Origin of the sequence: Chryseobacterium indologenes, assembly GCA_016025055.1 — a bacterium.
Classification (GTDB): Bacteria; Bacteroidota; Bacteroidia; order Flavobacteriales; family Weeksellaceae; genus Chryseobacterium; species Chryseobacterium indologenes.
Window position 1 is genome coordinate 3,809,662 of the sequence record CP065590.1, and the last position, 20,328, is coordinate 3,829,989.

General features: G+C 37.7%; 16 protein-coding genes and 3 pseudogenes. 12 read left to right on the plus strand and 7 right to left on the minus strand.

The features are described from left to right. Positions 1–118 precede the first annotated feature (118 nt). Positions 119–1,396, plus strand: a complete 1,278-nt coding sequence (locus H3Z85_17505; protein ID QPQ51123.1) for a hypothetical protein — start codon at positions 119–121, stop codon at positions 1,394–1,396. A gap of 82 nt (positions 1,397–1,478) precedes the next feature. On the opposite strand, the gene H3Z85_17510 is transcribed toward H3Z85_17505, so the two are convergent. The 3 genes and pseudogenes from H3Z85_17510 to H3Z85_17520 form a co-directional block, all read right to left on the minus strand. Next, the gene (locus H3Z85_17510) at positions 1,479–1,727 is read right to left on the minus strand and encodes a hypothetical protein (GenBank protein ID QPQ51124.1); all 249 of its coding nucleotides are present in this window, start codon (positions 1,725–1,727) and stop codon (positions 1,479–1,481) included. A 202-nt stretch (positions 1,728–1,929) separates the two neighbouring features. Then, a pseudogene (locus tag H3Z85_17515) lies at positions 1,930–2,783 on the minus strand (nucleoside phosphorylase). Between the two features lie 22 nt (positions 2,784–2,805). Further along, positions 2,806–3,291, minus strand: a complete 486-nt coding sequence (locus H3Z85_17520; protein ID QPQ51125.1) for a hypothetical protein — start codon at positions 3,289–3,291, stop codon at positions 2,806–2,808. 230 nt (positions 3,292–3,521) lie between these two features. Here H3Z85_17520 and H3Z85_17525 point away from each other — a divergent pair, with 230 nt between their 5' ends. The 3 genes and pseudogenes from H3Z85_17525 (at position 3,522) to H3Z85_17535 (ending at position 8,607) form a co-directional block, all read left to right on the plus strand. Next, entirely contained in the window at positions 3,522–5,351 is a 1,830-nt protein-coding gene (locus H3Z85_17525) for a cytochrome-c peroxidase (GenBank protein QPQ51126.1), read from the plus strand. 149 nt (positions 5,352–5,500) lie between these two features. Continuing rightward, positions 5,501–7,655 (plus strand): annotated as a pseudogene (locus H3Z85_17530) (DUF839 domain-containing protein). A 52-nt stretch (positions 7,656–7,707) separates the two neighbouring features. Beyond that, positions 7,708–8,607: a leucine-rich repeat domain-containing protein gene (locus H3Z85_17535; GenBank protein QPQ53934.1), complete on the plus strand. Its 900-nt coding sequence runs from the start codon at positions 7,708–7,710 to the stop codon at positions 8,605–8,607. A gap of 2 nt (positions 8,608–8,609) precedes the next feature. Here the strand turns inward: H3Z85_17535 and H3Z85_17540 are convergent, their stop codons facing one another. Continuing rightward, positions 8,610–8,933, minus strand: a complete 324-nt coding sequence (locus H3Z85_17540) for a translation initiation factor (GenBank protein QPQ51127.1) — start codon at positions 8,931–8,933, stop codon at positions 8,610–8,612. 194 nt (positions 8,934–9,127) lie between these two features. Between H3Z85_17540 and H3Z85_17545 the strand changes: the two genes are divergently transcribed. The 5 genes from H3Z85_17545 to H3Z85_17565 all read left to right on the plus strand — a co-directional run bounded on the left by H3Z85_17545 (position 9,128) and on the right by H3Z85_17565 (position 13,984). Further along, positions 9,128–10,669, plus strand: a complete 1,542-nt coding sequence (locus H3Z85_17545) for a 2,3-bisphosphoglycerate-independent phosphoglycerate mutase (protein ID QPQ51128.1) — start codon at positions 9,128–9,130, stop codon at positions 10,667–10,669. Positions 10,670–10,818: 149 nt separating this feature from the next. Then, complete coding sequence (locus H3Z85_17550) at positions 10,819–11,796, plus strand: acyl-ACP desaturase (GenBank protein QPQ51129.1); 978 nt, start codon at positions 10,819–10,821, stop codon at positions 11,794–11,796. 97 nt (positions 11,797–11,893) lie between these two features. Further along, complete coding sequence (locus H3Z85_17555) at positions 11,894–12,334, plus strand: hypothetical protein (GenBank protein QPQ51130.1); 441 nt, start codon at positions 11,894–11,896, stop codon at positions 12,332–12,334. 73 nt (positions 12,335–12,407) lie between these two features. After that, on the plus strand, positions 12,408–13,217 hold the full coding sequence (gene map / locus H3Z85_17560) for a type I methionyl aminopeptidase (GenBank protein ID QPQ51131.1): 810 nt from the start codon (positions 12,408–12,410) through the stop codon (positions 13,215–13,217). After that, a complete protein-coding gene (locus tag H3Z85_17565; protein ID QPQ51132.1) occupies positions 13,217–13,984 on the plus strand; it encodes a methyltransferase domain-containing protein in 768 nt (255 codons plus the stop codon). Before map ends, H3Z85_17565 begins: the two co-directional genes overlap by 1 nt. Positions 13,985–14,024: 40 nt before the next feature. Here the strand turns inward: H3Z85_17565 and H3Z85_17570 are convergent, their stop codons facing one another. The 3 genes from H3Z85_17570 to H3Z85_17580 form a co-directional block, all read right to left on the minus strand. Beyond that, complete coding sequence (locus H3Z85_17570) at positions 14,025–14,732, minus strand: T9SS type A sorting domain-containing protein (protein QPQ51133.1); 708 nt, start codon at positions 14,730–14,732, stop codon at positions 14,025–14,027. A 123-nt stretch (positions 14,733–14,855) separates the two neighbouring features. Beyond that, complete coding sequence (locus tag H3Z85_17575) at positions 14,856–15,188, minus strand: multidrug efflux SMR transporter (protein QPQ51134.1); 333 nt, start codon at positions 15,186–15,188, stop codon at positions 14,856–14,858. Positions 15,189–15,520: 332 nt separating this feature from the next. Beyond that, positions 15,521–16,084 (minus strand): Crp/Fnr family transcriptional regulator, encoded by a 564-nt coding sequence (locus tag H3Z85_17580; GenBank protein ID QPQ51135.1) that lies wholly within the window; start codon positions 16,082–16,084, stop codon positions 15,521–15,523. 307 nt (positions 16,085–16,391) lie between these two features. On the opposite strand from H3Z85_17580, the pseudogene era reads away from it, so the two are divergent. The 3 genes and pseudogenes from era to H3Z85_17595 all read left to right on the plus strand — a co-directional run bounded on the left by era (position 16,392) and on the right by H3Z85_17595 (position 20,327). Further along, positions 16,392–17,266: pseudogene (gene era, locus H3Z85_17585) on the plus strand (GTPase Era). 67 nt (positions 17,267–17,333) lie between these two features. Beyond that, on the plus strand, positions 17,334–17,762 hold the full coding sequence (locus tag H3Z85_17590) for a DoxX family protein (protein ID QPQ51136.1): 429 nt from the start codon (positions 17,334–17,336) through the stop codon (positions 17,760–17,762). Positions 17,763–17,924: 162 nt separating this feature from the next. Then, complete coding sequence (locus H3Z85_17595; GenBank protein QPQ51137.1) at positions 17,925–20,327, plus strand: S9 family peptidase; 2,403 nt, start codon at positions 17,925–17,927, stop codon at positions 20,325–20,327. Position 20,328 lies beyond the last annotated feature (1 nt).

Consider the following 20,328-nt stretch of genomic DNA (forward strand, 5'->3'; position numbering starts at 1 on the left):
ATATTTAGTGAATAGAAATTTCATTAATCACAAGTGAGTGGATTAATTATGATATTTGTAATTTAATTAGGTATTTATTAAATATTTTGTATATTTGCATCCGCAAAAAACATAAGTGGTGCAAAAAAATTATAAACTTCAGCTTGGCCTTCTCTTTTTACTGATACATATTTTTGTCTGTGCTCAGGTGGGGATTGGTTTACCTGATCCGGATCCATCTGCAATGCTTCAGATTGCTTCAAAAAGTAAGGGAGTTCTTTTGCCAAGTGTTGCTTTAGCATCATCTACAGATAATACTACGGTTCCTGCTCCTGCAGACGGATTGATTGTATGGAACAATGGAAACGGAAATTTAAAGGAAGCCGGATACTATTTTTGGTACAGTTCCAAATGGAACAAATTCTCAACCAGTACATCTGAGACAAATAAAGGTGATGGTGGAACAGGCTGGAATACAACCGGAACAAATACAGGTAATTATTCAGGATCTGATACGAACCTTTCATTAGGAACGAAAACCCGGGATGATCTTATTTTTAAAGTCAATGCTTCCACAGCAGGAAGACTTGGAGTTGATAATTCTGTGAGTTTAGGGCTGGGAGCCAATGCAGGGCAAAACGGAATTGCAATAGGAAGCTCAAGTTCTGCATTTCAGGGTGTATCTATCGGGAGTGCTGCGTCAGTTTCAGCTAACGATGCCCTGGCAATCGGAAATAAATCAGCTGCCGGTGCATTTAAATCCATTGCTATCGGATATAACGCACAAACCAGTAAAAACGAATCCACGGCCATTGGAAATCAGGCTTCTGCCGGAGGCTTTCAGTCGATCGCAGCAGGGTATGGCGCGAAAACAAATACAAACAGCGAGACCGCTTTAGGATATAATGCTGTTACCAACAGTGAAAATTCAACAGCTGTAGGTTCTGGAGCTAATGCTTTAGGACAATATTCAACAGCGATAGGATATGGAGCAACTACCTCACAGGCCAATACCATTGTGCTGGGGAATAATAATGCAAATGTAGGTATTGGTACGGGGGCTCCGAATATTTCTGCAAAACTTGATGTGAACGGACAGTTCAAGTTAGGAGAAAAAGGAAGCGTACAGAAGAACCAGATTAGCTTTGAAGTGTGGCCGGATGTGTCTCTTAACAACATACCTCCGGGAAAATCTGCCACTTTGGAGATTCCTATTCCGGCAGCATCGAAACCGGGTTCCACGAGAGCCGTTGTCGTTGTTTCTCCGGCAGGAGATTTTGCAGGCAATTCAACGTTTTCAATTTCCAACCCAAGAATGACCTCTACTTCCGGTATTACGGTTAATCTGACCAATATTTCAGGAAGTGCAGGAAGCTTATACTCTGGCCATTTTTATATAATGATCAATGAGTTTTAATTTGAATAATAAGTTTTATTATAGTTGATATGGTGTGAAGGACTTCCGGTTTTGGAAGTCCTTTTTTATTAAAGCAGGTGTTTTAGTTTGATTTACGGGATTGAATTTCCTTTGTAACATCCTTTTTACTCTTCCATATAGCCCAGTTCATGGGAATAAAAAACAAAGGCAAGACACTCACAAAAGTGAATCCATGTTTTACCGTAGCATATACGGAGGTTCCGATCATACATCCGATCAAAACACAATAGGAAATATGTATACTTGATCGTTTTTTTTCTTCTTTAACTAATTCCTCAAGAGATAAATCAGAAAGCTTGGTCGTTTTCATATTAATGTTGGTTTTTAGGTTTTTAGTTTTTGCTAATTTAAAAAAAAGCACAAAGTACGGATTGAAAATTCATAAGAAAATGAACCGTGGCACACAAATATATCCTAAAGTGTGGTGAATATTTGAAGGGTTTTAGTTCAATACAATAAAAAAGCTATCCTCAGTGAGAATAGCTTGCATTTATAAAAAACGGAGTAATTTCTTACTTAATAATTCTGTCAAGTACCCAGGTAATCAGGTTTTTTTCAGACGCATGGTGATCTGCGGAGAATTCTCCACGTCTTCTGTTGGCAATAACATTGTTTACCGTGATTGCTTTATGCCCTAATAATTTTGAAAGAGCATAGATTGCAGAAGTTTCCATTTCAAAATTGGTAATTCCAAGATCATTTAATGTTTCTAAGAATTGATCATCCACTGCTTTCAGACGAAGCTGTCTCCCCTGTGGTGCGTAGAATCCGGGGAATGTCGCTGTATTCCCGTGGTATTTGGCATCCTTATAATATTCACCCATTTCCTCTGCCCAGTCAGAGAAGTAAAGCATAGGCTTGATTCTTTCGTACGGGAATCTCTCTAAAAAGCTTTTGGAGAACTCATTCTCAAAGTTATAATCCTGATAGAAATGCATCAAACCGTCTAAACCTACTACATTTTGTGTAACCAGCATATTGTCTACCTGCACATCAGGGTTTACACTTCCGCAAGTTCCCATACGGAATAGCTCAAGCGCTTTATGTTCTGTTTTGAATTCTTTGTTCTTAAGGTCGATATTCACCAAAGCATCCAGTTCGTTCATTACGATATCGATGTTTTCGGTACCAATACCTGTCGACATTACCGTAATTCTTTCTCCACGAAGGGTTCCTGTATGGGTATAGAATTCTCTTTTATTTTTTTGATCTCTACTGTATCAAAATAAGTTGAAACTTTTGCTACTCTGTCCGGATCCCCTACAAGAATAATTTTGTCGGCGATATCTTCAGGTAAAAGGTTCAGGTGGTATACACTTCCGTCTTCATTCAGAACGAGTTCTGAGGCAGCAAGTTTATTAAGCATAATATGTATATTTTTTGTTCTTTTAATTAATAACAATAGCTTCTTTATAAGGCGAGGCCATTACCTGGATGATAGAATCATAGTCCTCAACAATTCTTCTCTGTCCGCCCATTATTTCATATACTGTAATGGTTGTTTTTTCAAAATTTTTAGGATCCTTTCTCTGGGAAGTGATTTCGTAGAAATGATTATCTTTTTTTAAAATAGAGATCAGCTCTTCTTTTGTAGAATTGTTAGCCTGCAACATTCCCGGAAACTCCATGACAACATCTTTAAGATCGGTATAATTTTTATAACGTTTGGTTTCTCCATTGGAGTATACATACACATTAGGAACATTCTTATCCTTTTCAAGGCGCACCAGATAATAATCGTTGCCTTTTTTCTCCGCATAAACGGCCATTTCCTCAGGCTTCGTCTGTGTTTTTTCCTGAGTTTTTTTCTTTTGTGAAAATGCAGTCAGAGAAAGGAAGCTTGCTGCTAATGCAAACAATAGTTTTGTTTTCATAATTTTATTTTAGTTTTTTTGATGTTTTGAATTTAATGTTAAATATCCTCTCCCAATAACTTTCCTCATTATTTTAACGGTAGGTGGAATAAACCGATCTTTTAAGAATAATGAATTTGATTTCGGGGCTTAAAATTAGTGAAAAATATTTTACCTGAATCATAAACATTTTTTAATCTGCTATTAAAGTTCACATAATATGTGATTAATACTTTTGCCGCTAAAAATTCATGAGAACATATCCACTGCTTGTTGTTATCCTTTTGACAGGATTTGCAGTAATGTCTTTCAATCCTGTTGACCACGGAAAAGAAACGGAGACTACATTTATAAACAAGGGTTTAACTGATTTTAAAGGACAGCTTGAACAACTGAAAGCAGATGTGTATCAATTTTCTGAAGACCGGATCTCTCTCGAAGAACTACAAAAATCATTTCGTCGTACCAGAAATTCATTCAAGGAAATAGAATTTTATATTGCCTACCATTATCCTGAATTTACCAAGACGCATCTTAATGCAGCCCCTTTATTCCACATCGAAGCTGCAGGAACATCAGCTTATACACTTCCTCCAGAAGGTTTACAGGTTTTGGATGAACTTATTTTTTCAGAGGAAGCGGATGATGAAAAAGAAAAGATGAAAACCATTACTGATTTTTTATACAACAGCTATTCCGGTTTCTATCTAAGTGCTATGAAAAATGGCTTAAGTAAGGGTAACAATAAAACCTTGCCGTTGCGTATTGAACTTATCAGAATATATTCACTGGGAGTGACAGGTTTTGATACTCCGGGATCACTGAACATTTCAGAAGAAACCGCTCATGCGCTCTCAGGAATGCAAAAATACCTCAATGATGATGCTTATTTTAAAAACTATAACACCGGGAAAGTAAACCAAACCTTGTCGGATGCAATTATGTATCTCGCAGAAAATAAAGATTTTGAAACTTTTGACAGAATTCAATTTTATAAACAATACATACAACCTCTCTATCAGGAATTAGGTAGCTGGGATGGCCGGCCGGACGACCTGAAAGAATTCTCCGGCTGGAATGTAGGAAATAAGGACTTTTTCAGCAGTGATTTTCTGGATCCGTATTTTTATACGATATTAAAATCATCGGAAGATAATGCTCACCTTCGGCAGCTTGGTAAGTCTCTGTTTTATGATCAGAATATAAGCGGTAATGGTAAAATGAGTTGTGCAACCTGTCATCTTCCCGAAAACGCCTTTACAGATCTTAAAGCAAAATCTCCAAGCAATGTAGAAGGAAAAAATGTTCTGCGCAACTCGCCAAGCCTTTATAATGCGGTTTTTGCCAAAAGATTTTTTTATGATCTTCGCGCTTTTTATCTGGAACAGCAGGCTGAACATGTCATTTACAATGAAGAAGAATTCAATACCAGCTACGGGAGTATTATTCAAAAATTAAAAACCAAACCTGAATATAAAAAAGCATTCCGAAAGGCATTCAAAGACGGAGAAATTAATAAAGAAAATTTTTCAAAAGCCTTAAGTTCGTATGTTGCTTCATTATATTCCTTCAACAGTGATTTTGACCGTTTTATGAGAAATGAAAAAGAGGTATCCGATGATGTAAAAAAGGGGTTCAACCTATTTATGGGAAAAGCAGCATGTGCCACTTGTCATTTTGCACCTCATTTTTCAGGATTGGTACCACCGTTCTTTAATGAAAATGAATCAGAAGTGTTGGGCGTTACAACAAAACCTGTCAAACAGCTTCCTGTTGAACTTGACGGAGATATGGGAAGAGGAAACAGTCCTGTAAAAAAGGAAAAATCCTGGATCTATGATTATTCTTTCAAAACTGTAACGGTGAGAAATATTGCCCTTACAAAACCCTATTTTCATAACGGTGCTTTTAATACCCTGGATGAGGTCCTTGATTTTTATAATGAAGGCGGAGGTGAAGGATTGGGTCTGAAAATGAAGAACCAGACTCTGGCACCGGATAAACTTAACCTTACCCAAACAGAGATTCAGCAGATTATAGCTTTTCTGAATGCGCTTACGGATGTGAGTAAAGCAAAGTAAATTCATATTTGTGCTATTTAACAAAAAATTAATCCCATTAACATTAGGTTTTAAATTAATTAATATTCTTCCAGCCATATTTAAACTCCAATTAACAGACTAAGGGCGCTAAAAAAATAGTTTTGCAACGAATTATAAATCGAAGTATAATGAAGAAAAAACTACTAACAGTTGGTGCTCTGGCTTTATTTGCAGGGACTACCATTCAGGCCCAGACCCTAATCTTTGACAAAGGGGCCGCCTGGAGCTACAAAGACAACAATCAGGCACAACCGGATGCCTGGAAAGATAAGACCTATGATGTGTCTTCATGGGCAACTGGCAACGGGCCATTAGGGTACGGAGATCCTGTTACTACAGCCATCAATACAGGGCTTACTACAGCTTATTTTGCAAAAGACTTTAGTGTAGATCTGTCTACACTTTCAGACAACATGGAGCTTGGGGTAATGAGAGATGACGGCATTGTCGTGTATCTTAACGGGGAAGAAGTAGTACGTGACAATATGCCTGCAGGCACTATTACATTCAACACTTTCTCCAGTACAATAATCGATGGTGCAGCAGAGAATGTATACAATATCTTTTCTATTCCTAAATCAAAATTTGTAAACGGAGTGAACAGAATTTCTGTGGAACTGCATAACAGAAGTGCAACGAGTTCAGACCTTAGAATCGATGCTTATCTGAAAACAACGCCCAATACCACAACACCGGTAGCTTGTAACAGTACGCATATCAGCTGCTTCACTTCAATTGTTCCTACAGCACAAACCAACAAACTGATTATTCCTGCTGAGCATAAATATCAGCTTATCTTAAAAGAAGGTGATAATTACACAGAAGGTGGAGGTTTAGTAGGAGGGCAGAATGACTTCACCGGTTATGTGGCCAAAACAGGAAGCAGTACAAACGGATACCTTTCCGTGAACCATGAAACAAATCCGGGAGGAGTTACCATGGCAGAAATCAACTATAATGCTTCAACAAAACTTTGGCAACTGACGCGTTCAAGAGCAGTAAGTTTTTCTGATCCAAGTTTAGTACAAACAATCAGGAACTGTTCGGGTGGAGTGACGCCTTGGGGAACCATCGTGACAGCAGAGGAATCTGTGACCTCCAATGATGTGAATGGTGACGGTTATAAAGATTACGGATGGCTGGTAGAAATAGACCCTGCAACGGCTCAGGTTATTTCTAAAAATGCTAACGGAACAAAAGGTAAGCTTTGGCAGATGGGGATCATGAATCATGAAAATGTCGTGATCAATCCTGCAGGAACTGTTGCTTATTACGGGGAAGATGGAGGCACCCATATGGTATATAAATATGTAATGGATACTCCAAATGATCTTTCCTCGGGTAATCTTTATGTTTTGAAATTAGATCAGGGATTAACCACTGCTGGAGATCCGGTAGGAACTACTGCTACATGGGTTCAGGTCCCTAATAAGGATAAGGCAGATCAAAACAATACAGCAGCACAGGCGTTATCAGTAGGAGGTACAAAATTTAACGGAGTAGAAGATGTGGATATAAGTCCTCTGGATGGAAAAATTTACTTTACAGCTAAAGGTTTAGACAGAGTATACCGTTTACAGGATAACGGCACTACTGCTTCCCAGGTTGAAACATTTGTTGGGGGAGCTTCTTCCGTATATTCTTTCAATACTGCTCAGGGAATGAAGTCTGAGGCCTGGGGAGACGGAAACGATAATCTTACTTTCGACGAACTTGGAAATCTTTGGGTCCTTCAGGATGGTGGTAAAAACTATATCTGGGTAATCGCTCCCGATCATACACAGGCAAATCCTAAAGTAAGACTATTTGCTTCCATGCCGGCCGGTGCAGAACCTACCGGACTTACATTTACGCCTGACCATAAATTTGGTTTCTTCTCTATTCAGCATCCAAGCTCTACGATTGCTACAGATGTTGATGCAACAGGAAATACCATAGATTATAGGGGAAAATCAGCAACAATCGTTATTGCACTTAAAAACAACTTGGGAATAGAAGGTTCTTTAGGAACAATTGAAAATAAAACGACTGAAAATACTGTAACAGTAGCTCCCAACCCAACGTCAGGGATAGTGAAAATCAATTCTCCGAAAGGGTTAAAGGATATTTCCGTTACCGCGTATACGATGGACGGAAAAATCATCTACACGAAAAAAGTTTGCCGGATCAAATAAAGCATTGGATCTTGACTTTACCAGTGAGCTGGAAGTTTCCAGAGTTTTGATTTTAAATATCGAAGCAGAAGGAGGTTTCCAAAAAACAGTTAAACTTTTAAAAAAGTAATCCATAAAGCATGATTTCCGGCAACGAAGTTGCCGGAAATCATTTTATATCTATGAAAAAAATTGTAGTATTCATTGCCTGCTTATTTCTTTCTCAGGTAAAAGCTCAGATTGATCCTGTGAAATATCCCACCTATACCAATATCGAAGATGCTTTAAAAAGTGATCAAACGGTTTACAGCATAAGTTTCAGGGAAAAAGGATTATTCAACCTGCCTCCCGGAATTTCAAAACTGAAATCCTTATTCTTTTTGAATATTATGGGAAACAAGCTTGAAAAAATGGACCAGCAGATATTTGCTTTAAAAGAACTGGAAATTTTAAACGTCAATGAAAACAGCATTAAATACATCCCTGATGAAATAAGTCAGCTACAGAAACTGACGACATTCTCCATGAATCTCAATGGCCTTACCAGCATTAATCCTAATCTTGCAACATTGCAGCATTTGAAAGTCATTCATCTGGATGCCAATAATCTCAATGTTTTTCCTGAGGCCTTGATGGAGATTCCAACGTTAGAAGAAATAAATCTTCAGGGCAATCAAATCAGTTTTATTAAAGATAAAGTACATAAGATCACGAATCTTAAATTTTTAAATCTTTCTGAAAATCAGATCAATGATTTAGGGAATTTATCTTTTCCACAACATTTAAAATACCTTGAGCTGCAGCAAAATGCTATTGTAAAACTTCCTGAAAATTTGTTCAAAGCTCAGAATCTTGAATTTCTGAACGTCAGCGGAAATAATATCTCCATTATTTCTCCCGGAATAAAAGGACTGAAAAATATAGTCAGCATGAACCTGGCTAACAATCATTTAAAAGATATTCCTGTAGAAATCAAAGAATTGAAAAATCTTAAAACATTGATTCTTACAGGAAATCCTTTAGAAAAAACTAAAATTGAAAAATTAAAAAACTTATTGCCGGAAACCCGGATTTATTTCTAAATCTATCCGCCAACCCGTTTGGTTTTATACCCCAGATCATTAAGGATAGCCATTATTTTATCACGGTTATCTCCTTGGATGATAATCGTTCCGTCCTTTTCAGAACCGCCTATTCCCAAGGTGGTTTTTATCTTCTTTGATATTTTTTTTAAGTCCTCTTCACTGCCTTCCCAGCCCTCAACAATCGTTACTGGCTTGCCATTTCTGCCTTTTTTCTCAAATTTGCATACCAAAGGCTCTTTCTGCTTGAATTCTTCCTCAGGCATTTCAAAATCCTGCTCCTCATGATCAGGAAAAAGATTCTTTAATTGATCTCGTAAGTCCATACAGCAAAATTAAAAAGATTTGCTGAGTAATAAACAGAATCCTGATAAAAATTATGGAATAATTGTGTAATTGCTATAATAGGGAATACCAATTTTTGTTGTACTGTGAAAATACGGGCAGAAGAAATTTCAGGGATTCAATTCTTCTATTCATCGGAAATTCGATAAATTTGTATAACAAAAAGTTTTACAAAATGTCGAAAAAAGCAATATTAGCAATCCTTGACGGATGGGGATTAGGAACAAACCCGGACGTTTCTGCCATAGACAAAGCAAATACACCATTTATAGATAGCTGTTTCAAACAATTTCCACACACTACGCTTGAAGCAAGCGGCCTGGCTGTCGGGCTTCCGGAAGGCCAGATGGGGAATTCTGAAGTAGGACATATGAACCTTGGAGCAGGAAGAGTCGTTTACCAAAACCTGGTTAAACTGAACATGGCCGTTGAAAATGGAACTTTAGGTCAGGAAAAAGTAATTCAGGATGCTTTTGAATATGCTAAAAAAGAAAATAAAAAAGTACACTTCATCGGATTGGTTTCCAATGGAGGAGTACACTCACATATCAATCACTTAAAAGGTCTATTGACTGCCGCCAAAGAATTCGGGTTGAATGAAAACGTATTCGTACACGCATTTACAGACGGCAGAGATTGCGATCCGCATTCCGGATTAGGTTTCATTGAAGAACTTCAGAACCACATGGAAGCCACTACCGGAAAATTGGCTACGATCGTAGGTAGATACTACGCAATGGACAGGGACAAAAGATGGGAACGTGTCAAATTGGCTTATGATGCCCTAGTAGAAGGAGTAGGCCTCCAAACAACAGATGCCCTGGGTGCCATCAAAGCTTCCTATGAAGACAATATTACAGACGAATTCCTTAAACCTGTTATCCTGGTGAATACCACTGCCACAGGAAATATTGTACCTGTGGCTAAAATCATCGATAATGATGTTGTTATCTGTTTCAACTTCCGTACAGACAGAGGTAGGGAGATTACAGAAGTACTTTCGCAGAAGGATTTTCCTGATTATGCGATGCGTAAACTCAACCTGTATTATATTACGCTTACCAATTATGATAAAACATTCCAGAACGTTCAGGTTGTTTTTGATGAAAATGTGCTCACGGAAACCATGGGGGAAGTTCTCGAAAATAATGGTAAAACTCAGATCAGGATTGCTGAGACCGAAAAATATCCTCACGTTACCTTTTTCTTTTCAGGAGGAAGAGAAGAAGAATTTATCGGAGAAAAGAGATTGCTCTGCCCAAGCCCGAAAGATGTTCCTACCTATGATCTAAAACCTGAAATGTCAGCGTACGATATTACCAGTGCTATTGTTCCCGAATTGGAACAGGGAACTGCAGATTTTGTGTGCTTAAATTTTGCCAACACCGATATGGTAGGTCATACCGGAGTTTTTGAAGCCGCCGTGAAAGCCGCCGAAGTCGTAGACCAGTGCATCGAAAAAGTGGCAACAGCAGCGTATGAAAACGGATATGCTGTCTTCATTCTTGCAGACCACGGAAATTCTGACGTCATGATTAATCCGGACGGATCACCGAATACTCAGCACTCTACTAACCTGGTACCTTTCATCGTCATGGATAAAGATCATACCTGGAACCTGAAGCCTGGAAAACTGGGTGATGTAGCACCAACCATCCTTAAAGTAATGGGTGTACAAATACCGGATGCAATGACAGGAAACGTTTTGGTTGACTAATATTCAATAATAATCATAAAAAAATGCCGTTATACTTATGTAACGGCATTTTTTTATGATTTATGTCAGATAAGGTATGAGTTGCATACTTTATTATGCGTTAAATAATAAATAAATCATATCTTTGCTAATTAAAACTGAATAGTAAAATGTATCAAAAGCTTGTTAGGAAAGAAGTAATGGGATTATTGGAAAAGGAAGTAGGTTCTTTTCTTGAAAAATTTTTAACGCCAATCGAAAAGATCTGGCAGCCGTCCGATTATTTACCAGATCCTTCAAGCGATGAATTTAAACACGACTTAGAAGAAATTCAGACTTTTGCCCGTGAAATGCCCTACGATCTTTTCGTAACTCTGATCGGAGACTGTATTACAGAAGAAGCACTTCCTTCGTATGAGTCTTGGCTGATGGGAGTTGACGGAATCAATCAGGAAGAAAAACTGGGCTGGGCCAACTGGGTAAGAGCATGGACTGCTGAAGAAAACAGACACGGGGATTTATTAAACAAATACCTTTATCTGTGCGGAAGAGTCAACATGAGAGAAGTTGAAATTACCACTCAGTACCTGATCAACGATGGTTTCGATCTTGGAACCAGTATGGACCCGTACAGAAACTTTATTTATACCAGCTTCCAGGAAACAGCTACCAATATTTCTCACAGAAGAGTAGGAACTCTGGCCAAGCAATCCGGAAATGGGAAATTAGCCAAAATGTGTGGGGTAATTGCCGCTGATGAAGCAAGACACGCGAAAGCTTATAAGCATTTTGTGGCTAAAATTCTAGAAATTGATCCTTCAGAAATGATTCTTGCATTTGAAGACATGATGCGTAAGAAAATCGTTATGCCTGCTCACCTGATGAGACAGTCCGGACAGAAAGCAGGAGAACTTTGGGGGCATTTTTCAGACGCAGCCCAAAGATGTATGGTGTATACCGGTCAGGATTATATCAATATCATGAAAGATCTGTTGGATGAGTGGAAAATTGAGCATGTAAAAGGTCTTACTGAAAAAGCTGAAAAAGCTCAGGAATATTTAATGAAACTTCCTGCAAGACTTCAGAAGATTACCGACAGAGTTTCTACCCCGGATCTTCAGTTCCAGTTCAGCTGGGTTAAGAGCTAGTAATTACGACTTTTTTTAAAATATAAAAGTATTGAGTGCCTTTCTTTTTGGCACTCTTTTTTATTTCTTATCTTTGCAAAGCTAAAAAAAGAACAAAATGTTAAATAATAAAAAGATTGCTGTTGACTTTGACGGAACTATTGTAGATGATGCTTATCCGGCAATCGGGAAACCAAAAACTTTCGCTTTTGAAACCTTAAGAAGACTCCAGGCAGAGGGATATAGATTAATTCTTTGGACTTACAGACACGGAAAAACTTTGGATGAAGCAGTAGAATTCTGCAAGCAGAACGGAATAGAATTTTATGCTGTCAATTCAAGTTTCGAAGGAGAAGTTTTTGATGCTGAAAATCAATCCAGAAAACTGGATGCGGATCTTTTCATTGACGACAGAAACTTAGGCGGGTTTCCGGGGTGGGGCGAAATCTATAATATCATCCAGGAAAGAATAGAATTCCGTGTTGAAGGAAAAGAAGTTCTGGCCTATTCAAAAATAAAAAAGAAAAGAAAAAAGGACTTTTCTGGTAGAATAAAATAACAATTCAGAAGTGTACAATCGATCAATTACCTATTGCTGCACTGATACATTAATACATTGGTAAATTAATACAATGATTCAACTAAAAACGATAGACGAGCTGCGTCTGATGAAGGAGAGCGCCCGATTGGTATCCAAGACCTTGGGAATGTTGGCAAAAGAAATTAAACCCGGAATTACTACTTTATATTTAGATAAACTGGCTCATGATTTTATCAAAGATCATGGAGCTGAACCTGCATTTTTAGGATATGGAGGGTTTCCCAACTCTTTGTGTATTTCCCCGAATGAGCAGGTTGTTCACGGGTTTCCCAATAATGAAGTGGTAAAAGAAGGTGATGTTCTTTCCGTAGACTGTGGAGTTATTTTGAACGGATTCGTGGGTGATCATGCCTATACTTTTGAAATCGGCGAGGTAAAGCCGGAGGTTAAAAAATTACTCCAGGTTACCAAAGAATCTCTTTACAAAGGGATTGAACAATGTATCAGAGGTAAAAGAATAGGAGATATTTCTCACGCTATTCAGGCGCATTGTGAAAAAGAAGGATACGGAGTCGTAAAAGAGCTTGTAGGGCATGGCTTGGGAAGAAAGATGCATGAGGACCCGCAAGTACCGAACTACGGAAGACAGGGAAGCGGAAAAGTGATCAAAGACGGTTTGGCAATTGCTATTGAACCGATGATTAACCTCGGAACGGAAAAAGTAAAATTCCATAATGACGGCTGGACGGTAACAACTTTGGATAATATGCCTTCTGCACACTTTGAACATGATGTAGCGGTGATCAATGGTAAACCTGTACTGCTTTCAACATTTGAATATGTTTACGAAGCTCTGGGTATTGTAAGTGACGAAGAAAAGCCGTTCCAACTGGATTTTTAATGAAAAAGGTTACCAAGCTTTTACTGAATAAAATTCCACGTCCGATGCTTATTAAAATGAGTATCTGGGCTCGCCCGTTGATCTATCAGTTTTTCAAAGGTGAAGAATTCTATGACCCTATTGATGGAAGATCTTACCGTAAATTCCTTCCTTACGGATATGGAAAACAAAGGGAAAACGCATTGTCTCCGGGAACACTGAGCCTGGAAAGACACCGTCAGATGTGGTTGTATCTTCAGAATGAGACTGATTTTTTTATTAAAAGTTATAAAGTTCTGCATATCGCTCCCGAGCAGGAATTTCTGAGAAAGTTTAAGAGAATGAGTAACCTGAATTATATTTCAGCAGATCTCTATTCTCCGATTGTAGATGTGAAAGCAGATATTCTTGACTTACCCTTTCCGGACGAAAGCTTTGATATTATTTTCTGTAACCACGTGTTGGAACATATCGAAGACGATGCAAAAGCGATGAGCGAGCTGTACAGAGTGATGAAGCCCGGTGGATGGGGAATTTTTCAGGTTCCGATGAAAAACTCATTGGAAAAAACTTATGAAGATTTTACCATTACAGATCCGAAAGAACGTCAGAAACACTTTGGACAATATGATCATGTTCGCTGGTACGGGATGGATTATTTTGATCGTTTGAGAAATGCAGGTTTTGAAACTGATGCTAATTTCTATTCGCAGAAATTCTCTGAGGCAGAAATAAAAAAATACGGGTTGAGGAGCAATGAAATCTTGCCTGTAGTCTATAAAAAATAAGTAAACCCGTTCTCAAATGCTGAGAACGGGTTTTATTTTTTTATTCTTTAGTAAAGGGAAAAGATTGGTAGTTTTCTACGATTAAAATATATTGTCCTTTTTGTAAACTGCTGGTATCAATGGATATTTTACGGTCACCGGTTTTGGTTTCAAACACCAGTTTTCCGGACAGGTCATATATTTTTAAAGGAAGATTTCTTTCAAGATTTTCTATCGTCACAACTTCTTTTACAGGATTTGGATATGCTTTAAATGTTTTCTTGACTGCTTTAACCTCCTGGGTACTCAGGTTAGCACTGTTATTATAGTAAATCTTATTCCCTGAAGGATCTGTAATAACCAGCGTTTTCGTATTACCATTTGTTGTAATTTGGTAATTATACATGGATGCATAAGCGCCGTTGACATAAGTATCAATGTTTTTCTGGTCATAATTTCTTACAGGACCTGCATTCCCTCCGTTATAAAATAAAGCAGTAAATGACTGAGCCGTTTTCATGAGATTATTGCTGCCGGGTACGATAGAAAACAGCATGGTTGCTGTATTGTAGTACTTAGAGTTGATAACATAACTCAGGCCGCCTGCTGATGTAATTGTTGTTGCAGGAACTCCATTGTCAATTAAAGGAGTATTGGTAGTTTGTCCGCTGCTTGTTACCATCTTTGAAATATACCAGTTGTTACCAGTCAGCTCAGAAATTTGGGCAGATAATAGTCCACCTGCCAAAAGAAGTAGAAGTTTTTTCACGGTTAAAAATTTACGGCAAAGATATAAAAAGGATTTATAAAGCAAAACCGTCTCCACACTGAAGACGGTTTCAATTTAATATAGATAGATGTTTATGCCTTTTTGAAGGGTAAATGCACCGTTTTAATGGGATGAGGAAACAGCCTTTAATCCAACCACAGAACCGATTAAGGTCACAATAAAAAATATTCTCCAGAAACTTACAGGATCCTTAAAGAAGAAAATACCCATTAAAGCAGTTCCTACGGCTCCGATTCCTGTCCATACCGCATATGCAGTACCGATAGGCAATGTCTGAGTAGCTTTGATCAGCAAAAGCATACTGATAGTCATCGTTATCAGGAATCCTGTGTACCAAAGGTACATTTCCGTTCCTGATGTTTCTTTAGCCTTTCCTAAACATGAGGCAAAGGCCACTTCAAATAATCCTGCGATAACTAATATAATCCAATTCATTTTTTAAATTTTTCTTCTGCAAATTTCAGAATTTGAAGGGATAAAAAATTTTACAATTGTTAAAAAATGATTTTTTGAAACGGAAGAAGGATGCTGGAGGCTGAAGTAGTGGTAGTTTGTATGAATGATTATCTGTTTGCAATACTCTTAGAAACAATGATCAATATTGATATCATGAAGCTATTACATCAATAGAAACGGACTTCAGTCCGCTTTCCATATCAAAAATATCAAATCAATTGGCTTCAGCCAAAACTTAAAATATCCTGAATATAATAAAAGCCCCGATACGTTCACGGATTATAGGGAATTTCATCCTTACAACGTTCCTTTTATTTAATTTCCGCCCGGATCCTGCTCAGGCTTACCTGTGTAATTCCTAGATAAGAGGCGATATGCCCAAGCTGAACCCTTTTCAACAGATCAGGCTGGTACTGGATAATATCTTTGTAGCGTTCCAGCGAAGTTTTGAATTGTCTTGAGATGATCAGTTCCTCAGATTTTATCATTTCAGCTTCCGCAAGCTTTCTGCCCCAGTTCGCAATATGTATATCTTCATTGAACAGTTTTTTCAGGTTTACGGTTTCCATTCTGTAGAGATCACAGTCTTCTAGAAGTTCAATGCTTTCATAGCCCGGCTTTTCTTCCACATAGCTTTTCATGGAAAGCACAGATTGACCTTCACTTCCAAACCAGAAAGTAATGTCATTGTCTGATGTCGGAGAATAAGCCCGGGCAATACCTTTCCGGATAAAATAGAGGTAGGGGATCACTTTATCGGCTTCCATCAGGCAAAAACCTTTAGGATACGAAACTTCTGTAATGTGTTCTTTTAAACTCGCTTTAGATGCTTCAGGCAGAATGTAAATCTGGTCGAGAATCTGGTCTATATTCATAAAGATGAATTCTAATAGTCAAAAATATCAGTTTTAAGTAATGCAATACAATTATTTTATGGTTTTTGTGATAAAAATGAGTCTTTGCTACGATCTAACAGGGAATCTACTGCCAGCGATGATATCTTTAAAACGGGCACGTGTTTTTTTATATTTCGTACCTTTTATTTTCAAAATCTTAATTGCCCTAATTTCCTTCTATACCAGCATATACGACCCTATAAGTCTCTTTTTTCTTTTAAATGTTGAGATTAACCGTAAAGACCGATTTTGTTTTACTAACTTTGCAGTTCGTAATATTATTTTTATGCACAAAGCTGGATTTGTAAATATAGTTGGAAAGCCCAATGCCGGAAAATCAACACTGCTTAACCAATTAATGGGAGAGAAGCTGGCGATTGTAACGCAGAAGGCTCAGACAACACGTCACAGAATTTTTGGTATTTATAACGAAGAAGATCTTCAGATCGTATTTTCAGATACTCCCGGAGTACTGGATCCTAAATACGGACTTCAGGAGAAAATGATGGATTTTGTTAAAGACTCATTACAGGATGCCGATGTTTTCCTGTTTATTGTAGATGTTACCGATAAAGCGGAACCTTCAGAATTTCTGATTGATAAATTAAACAAAATTCCTGTACCTGTACTTCTTTTATTAAACAAAGTAGATCAGACCGATCAGGCAGGCCTTGAAAAACTGGTTGAGGACTGGCACAACAGAATTCCAAAAGCTGAAATTCTTCCCATTTCCGCATTGAATGCCTTTAATACGGAAATTATTTTACCTAAAATTAAATCCTTACTTCCCGAAAGTCCTCCATATTATGATAAAGACCAATTTACAGATAAGCCTGAAAGGTTTTTTGTGAATGAGGCGATCCGTGAAAAAATTCTTTTAAATTATGATAAAGAAATTCCTTATTCTGTAGAAGTCGTTACTGAACAGTTTAAAGAAAAAGAAGGAATTATCTTTATAGATTCTATCATCTATGTTGAAAGAGATACCCAGAAAGGGATTATCATCGGGCATAAGGGAGAGGCGATCAAGAAAGTAGGAACTGATGCAAGACTGGATCTTGAAAAATTCTTTTCAAAAAAATTCACTTAAATTTATTTGTAAAAGTGAAAAAGGATTGGAGAAAGAACGACCGCGATTTAAAAAATTTCGGGTACCGATAAACTAAAAAGCTCCCAAACCCCTTTGTATTAAAAGATTTTCATTACCTTAGTCTAAATTTTTTAGTAAATGAACTATAATAATTCAAATTCGAGCTCAATACTTAAAGATATTATTTTATTGGCAGTAAGGGTGTTCATTGGTTTTGCAATGCTGTCTCATGGGTTTCCCAAGCTTCAGACCCTGTTGGCAGGTGGTAAAATCGAATTCTTTGATTTTATGGGGATGGGACCGCAGATCTCACTGATTCTGACAGTTTTTGCTGAATTTGTATGTTCTATTTTACTGATATTGGGACTTTTTACAAGAGTTTCTTTAGGATTTCTGATTTTTACAATGGCAATAGCAGCTTTTGTGGTTCACGGATCAGACCCTTTTGAAAAAAGAGAAATGGCTCTTGTTTACCTCTCCGTATACTTGTTGTTAATAACATGCGGAGCCGGAAAGTTTTCTGTGGATTATATGATAGAAAAAAGGAAAAGAGCCTCAGACTGGTAAACATTTAAGTTTAAAATATAAATTGCACTTCAATTTGAAGTGCAATTTTTTATAATCCCTGACAAGGATATGAAGAAAGTAATTATGACACTATGTGGTGTGTTATTTTGTTGTTTTTATAAATCTCTTAAAATTCACTACATTCGTAGAAAATGAATTTTAATGAAGATAAAACTGACTATTTGCCTTCTGGCATTTCTCAATTTCTACGATGCACAGGAGAATATTACTTATCAAAAACCTTCCTCAGAAATCCTGAAACTGGCTGACTACCAAAGACCGCCAAGTGTCATGATGAACAATAAAAAGGACTGGGTGGTTTTTACCTACCGACCGACTTATAAAACACTGCAGGATCTTAGTCAGCAGGAAATGAAACTGGGTGGACTAAGAATTAATCCTGTTACCAATATTGCAAGTACTGCAACATATTTCAATGATTTGAAGATCAGAAAGATCAACGATAAAAATGAAATACAGGTAAAAAATATGCCTGCAGATGCGAAGATCACCTACATTTCATTTTCACCGGATGAAAAAAAACTGGCTTTTACCAATACAACCACTAAAGGAGTGGAGCTTTGGGTGATCGACTTGGAAAATGCATCTGCAAAAAAAATATCTGAAGACAACCTGAATGCTAACCTGGGAGTGCCGTATTTATGGGCTAATGATTCACAAAGTTTATTGATTAAAAAACTTCCTCAAAACAGACCTGCACTAATTGATGCGAGCAAAGATTTGCCGACAGGACCAATTGTTTCTACTGCTGATGGAAAAGTGTCTCAGAACAGAACTTACCAGGATCTTCTGAAGAATCCTCAGGATGAAAAAAACTTCGAAGTTCTTACCGCTTCAGAAATCAATAGCGTAGATTTTAACGGTAATCAGAAAAAACTAAAAGATCAGGATATGTATGCCAACCTGAGTTTTTCTCCAGACGGGAACTACCTGCTCGCTACAGTTTTTAAAAAACCGTTTTCCTATATCGTTCCACTGGATCGATTTCCTATGACGACCACGGTATACGATAAAAATGGGAATACGGTAAAAGTCGTAAACGAAGTTCCCCTGAATGAAATTATGCCAAAGGGTTTTTCTTCGGTAAGAACAGGAAAAAGGGATATGACATGGAGAAACGATGCACCGGCAACATTAGTTTTTGCTGAAGCGCGTGATGGCGGTGATCAGCATAAAAAAGCAGAATACAGAGATGAGATCTTTACCTGGGAAGCACCGTTTACAGCTGCTCCAAAATCTTTTTTTAAGACCAAGCAAAGATACGAAGATGTAGAATGGACAAACGATCATTATGCCATCATTTCAGAAAGCTGGTATGATACCAGAAATACTAAATCTTTCCTGGTCGACCTTAATAACGGAGAATCAAAGGTAATCGATGATAGAAATTCTCAGGATGTTTACAGTGATCCGGGACATTTTAATACCGTCAAAAACCACTATGGAAGAACTGTTATAGATATGAAAGGCGGAAAAGCGTATCTGATTGGGGCAGGGTTTACTAAAGACGGTCAGCATCCTTTTATTGATGAAATGGATGTGAAGTCATTGAAGAAGAAAAGATGGTATACTTCAAATCTTAAAAATGCTAAAGAAGCTATTGTTGATATTTTAAATCCTTCAAAAGGAGAAATTTTAACAACTCAGCAGTCGCCGAGCGAATATCCGAATTATTTTAAAAAGAGCATCAAATCCAATAAAGTACAGGCTGTAACCCATTTTGTCAATCCTTTCGAAAGTATGAAGGATGTGTATAAAGAAGTGATTACTTATAAAAGAAATGACGGGGTAACGCTGACGGGCACACTTTATCTTCCTGCTCACTATGACAGAAAGGCGAAAACAGAAAAACTTCCTTTACTGATCTGGGCTTATCCGAGAGAGTATAAGGATGCAAATACTGCCGGGCAGAGTACGCAGAATCCCAATGATTTTACATTTCCTTACTATGGATCTTTTGTTTATTGGGTAACAAAAGGCTATGCTGTTTTGGATAATGCTGCTTTCCCAATTATCGGAGAAGGAAAAACAGAGCCTAATGATACTTTTCTTACACAATTGGTGGCGAATGCTGATGCCGCAATCAAAGCAGTAGATCAATTAGGATATATCGACAAAAAGAAGGTGGCTGTAGGAGGACATTCATACGGAGCCTTTATGACGGCTAATCTGCTGACGCATTCTGATCTTTTTGCCTGTGGTATTGCCAGAAGTGGTGCGTATAACAGAACATTGACACCATTCGGTTTCCAAAGTGAGCAAAGAAATTATTGGGATGTTCCTGAAATTTATAACACGATGTCGCCGTTTATGCATGCAGATAAGATGAAAACACCGCTTCTTCTGATCCATGGTGATGCAGACAACAATCCGGGTACATTTACATTGCAGACAGAAAGATATTTCCAGGCTCTGAAAAACCTCGGAGCTCCGGTGAAGATGGTGCTTCTTCCAAAAGAATCCCACAGCTACCAGGCTAAAGAAAATATCATGCATGTTTTGTGGGAGCAGGACCAGTTCCTTGAAAAATGTCTGAAAAAATAAT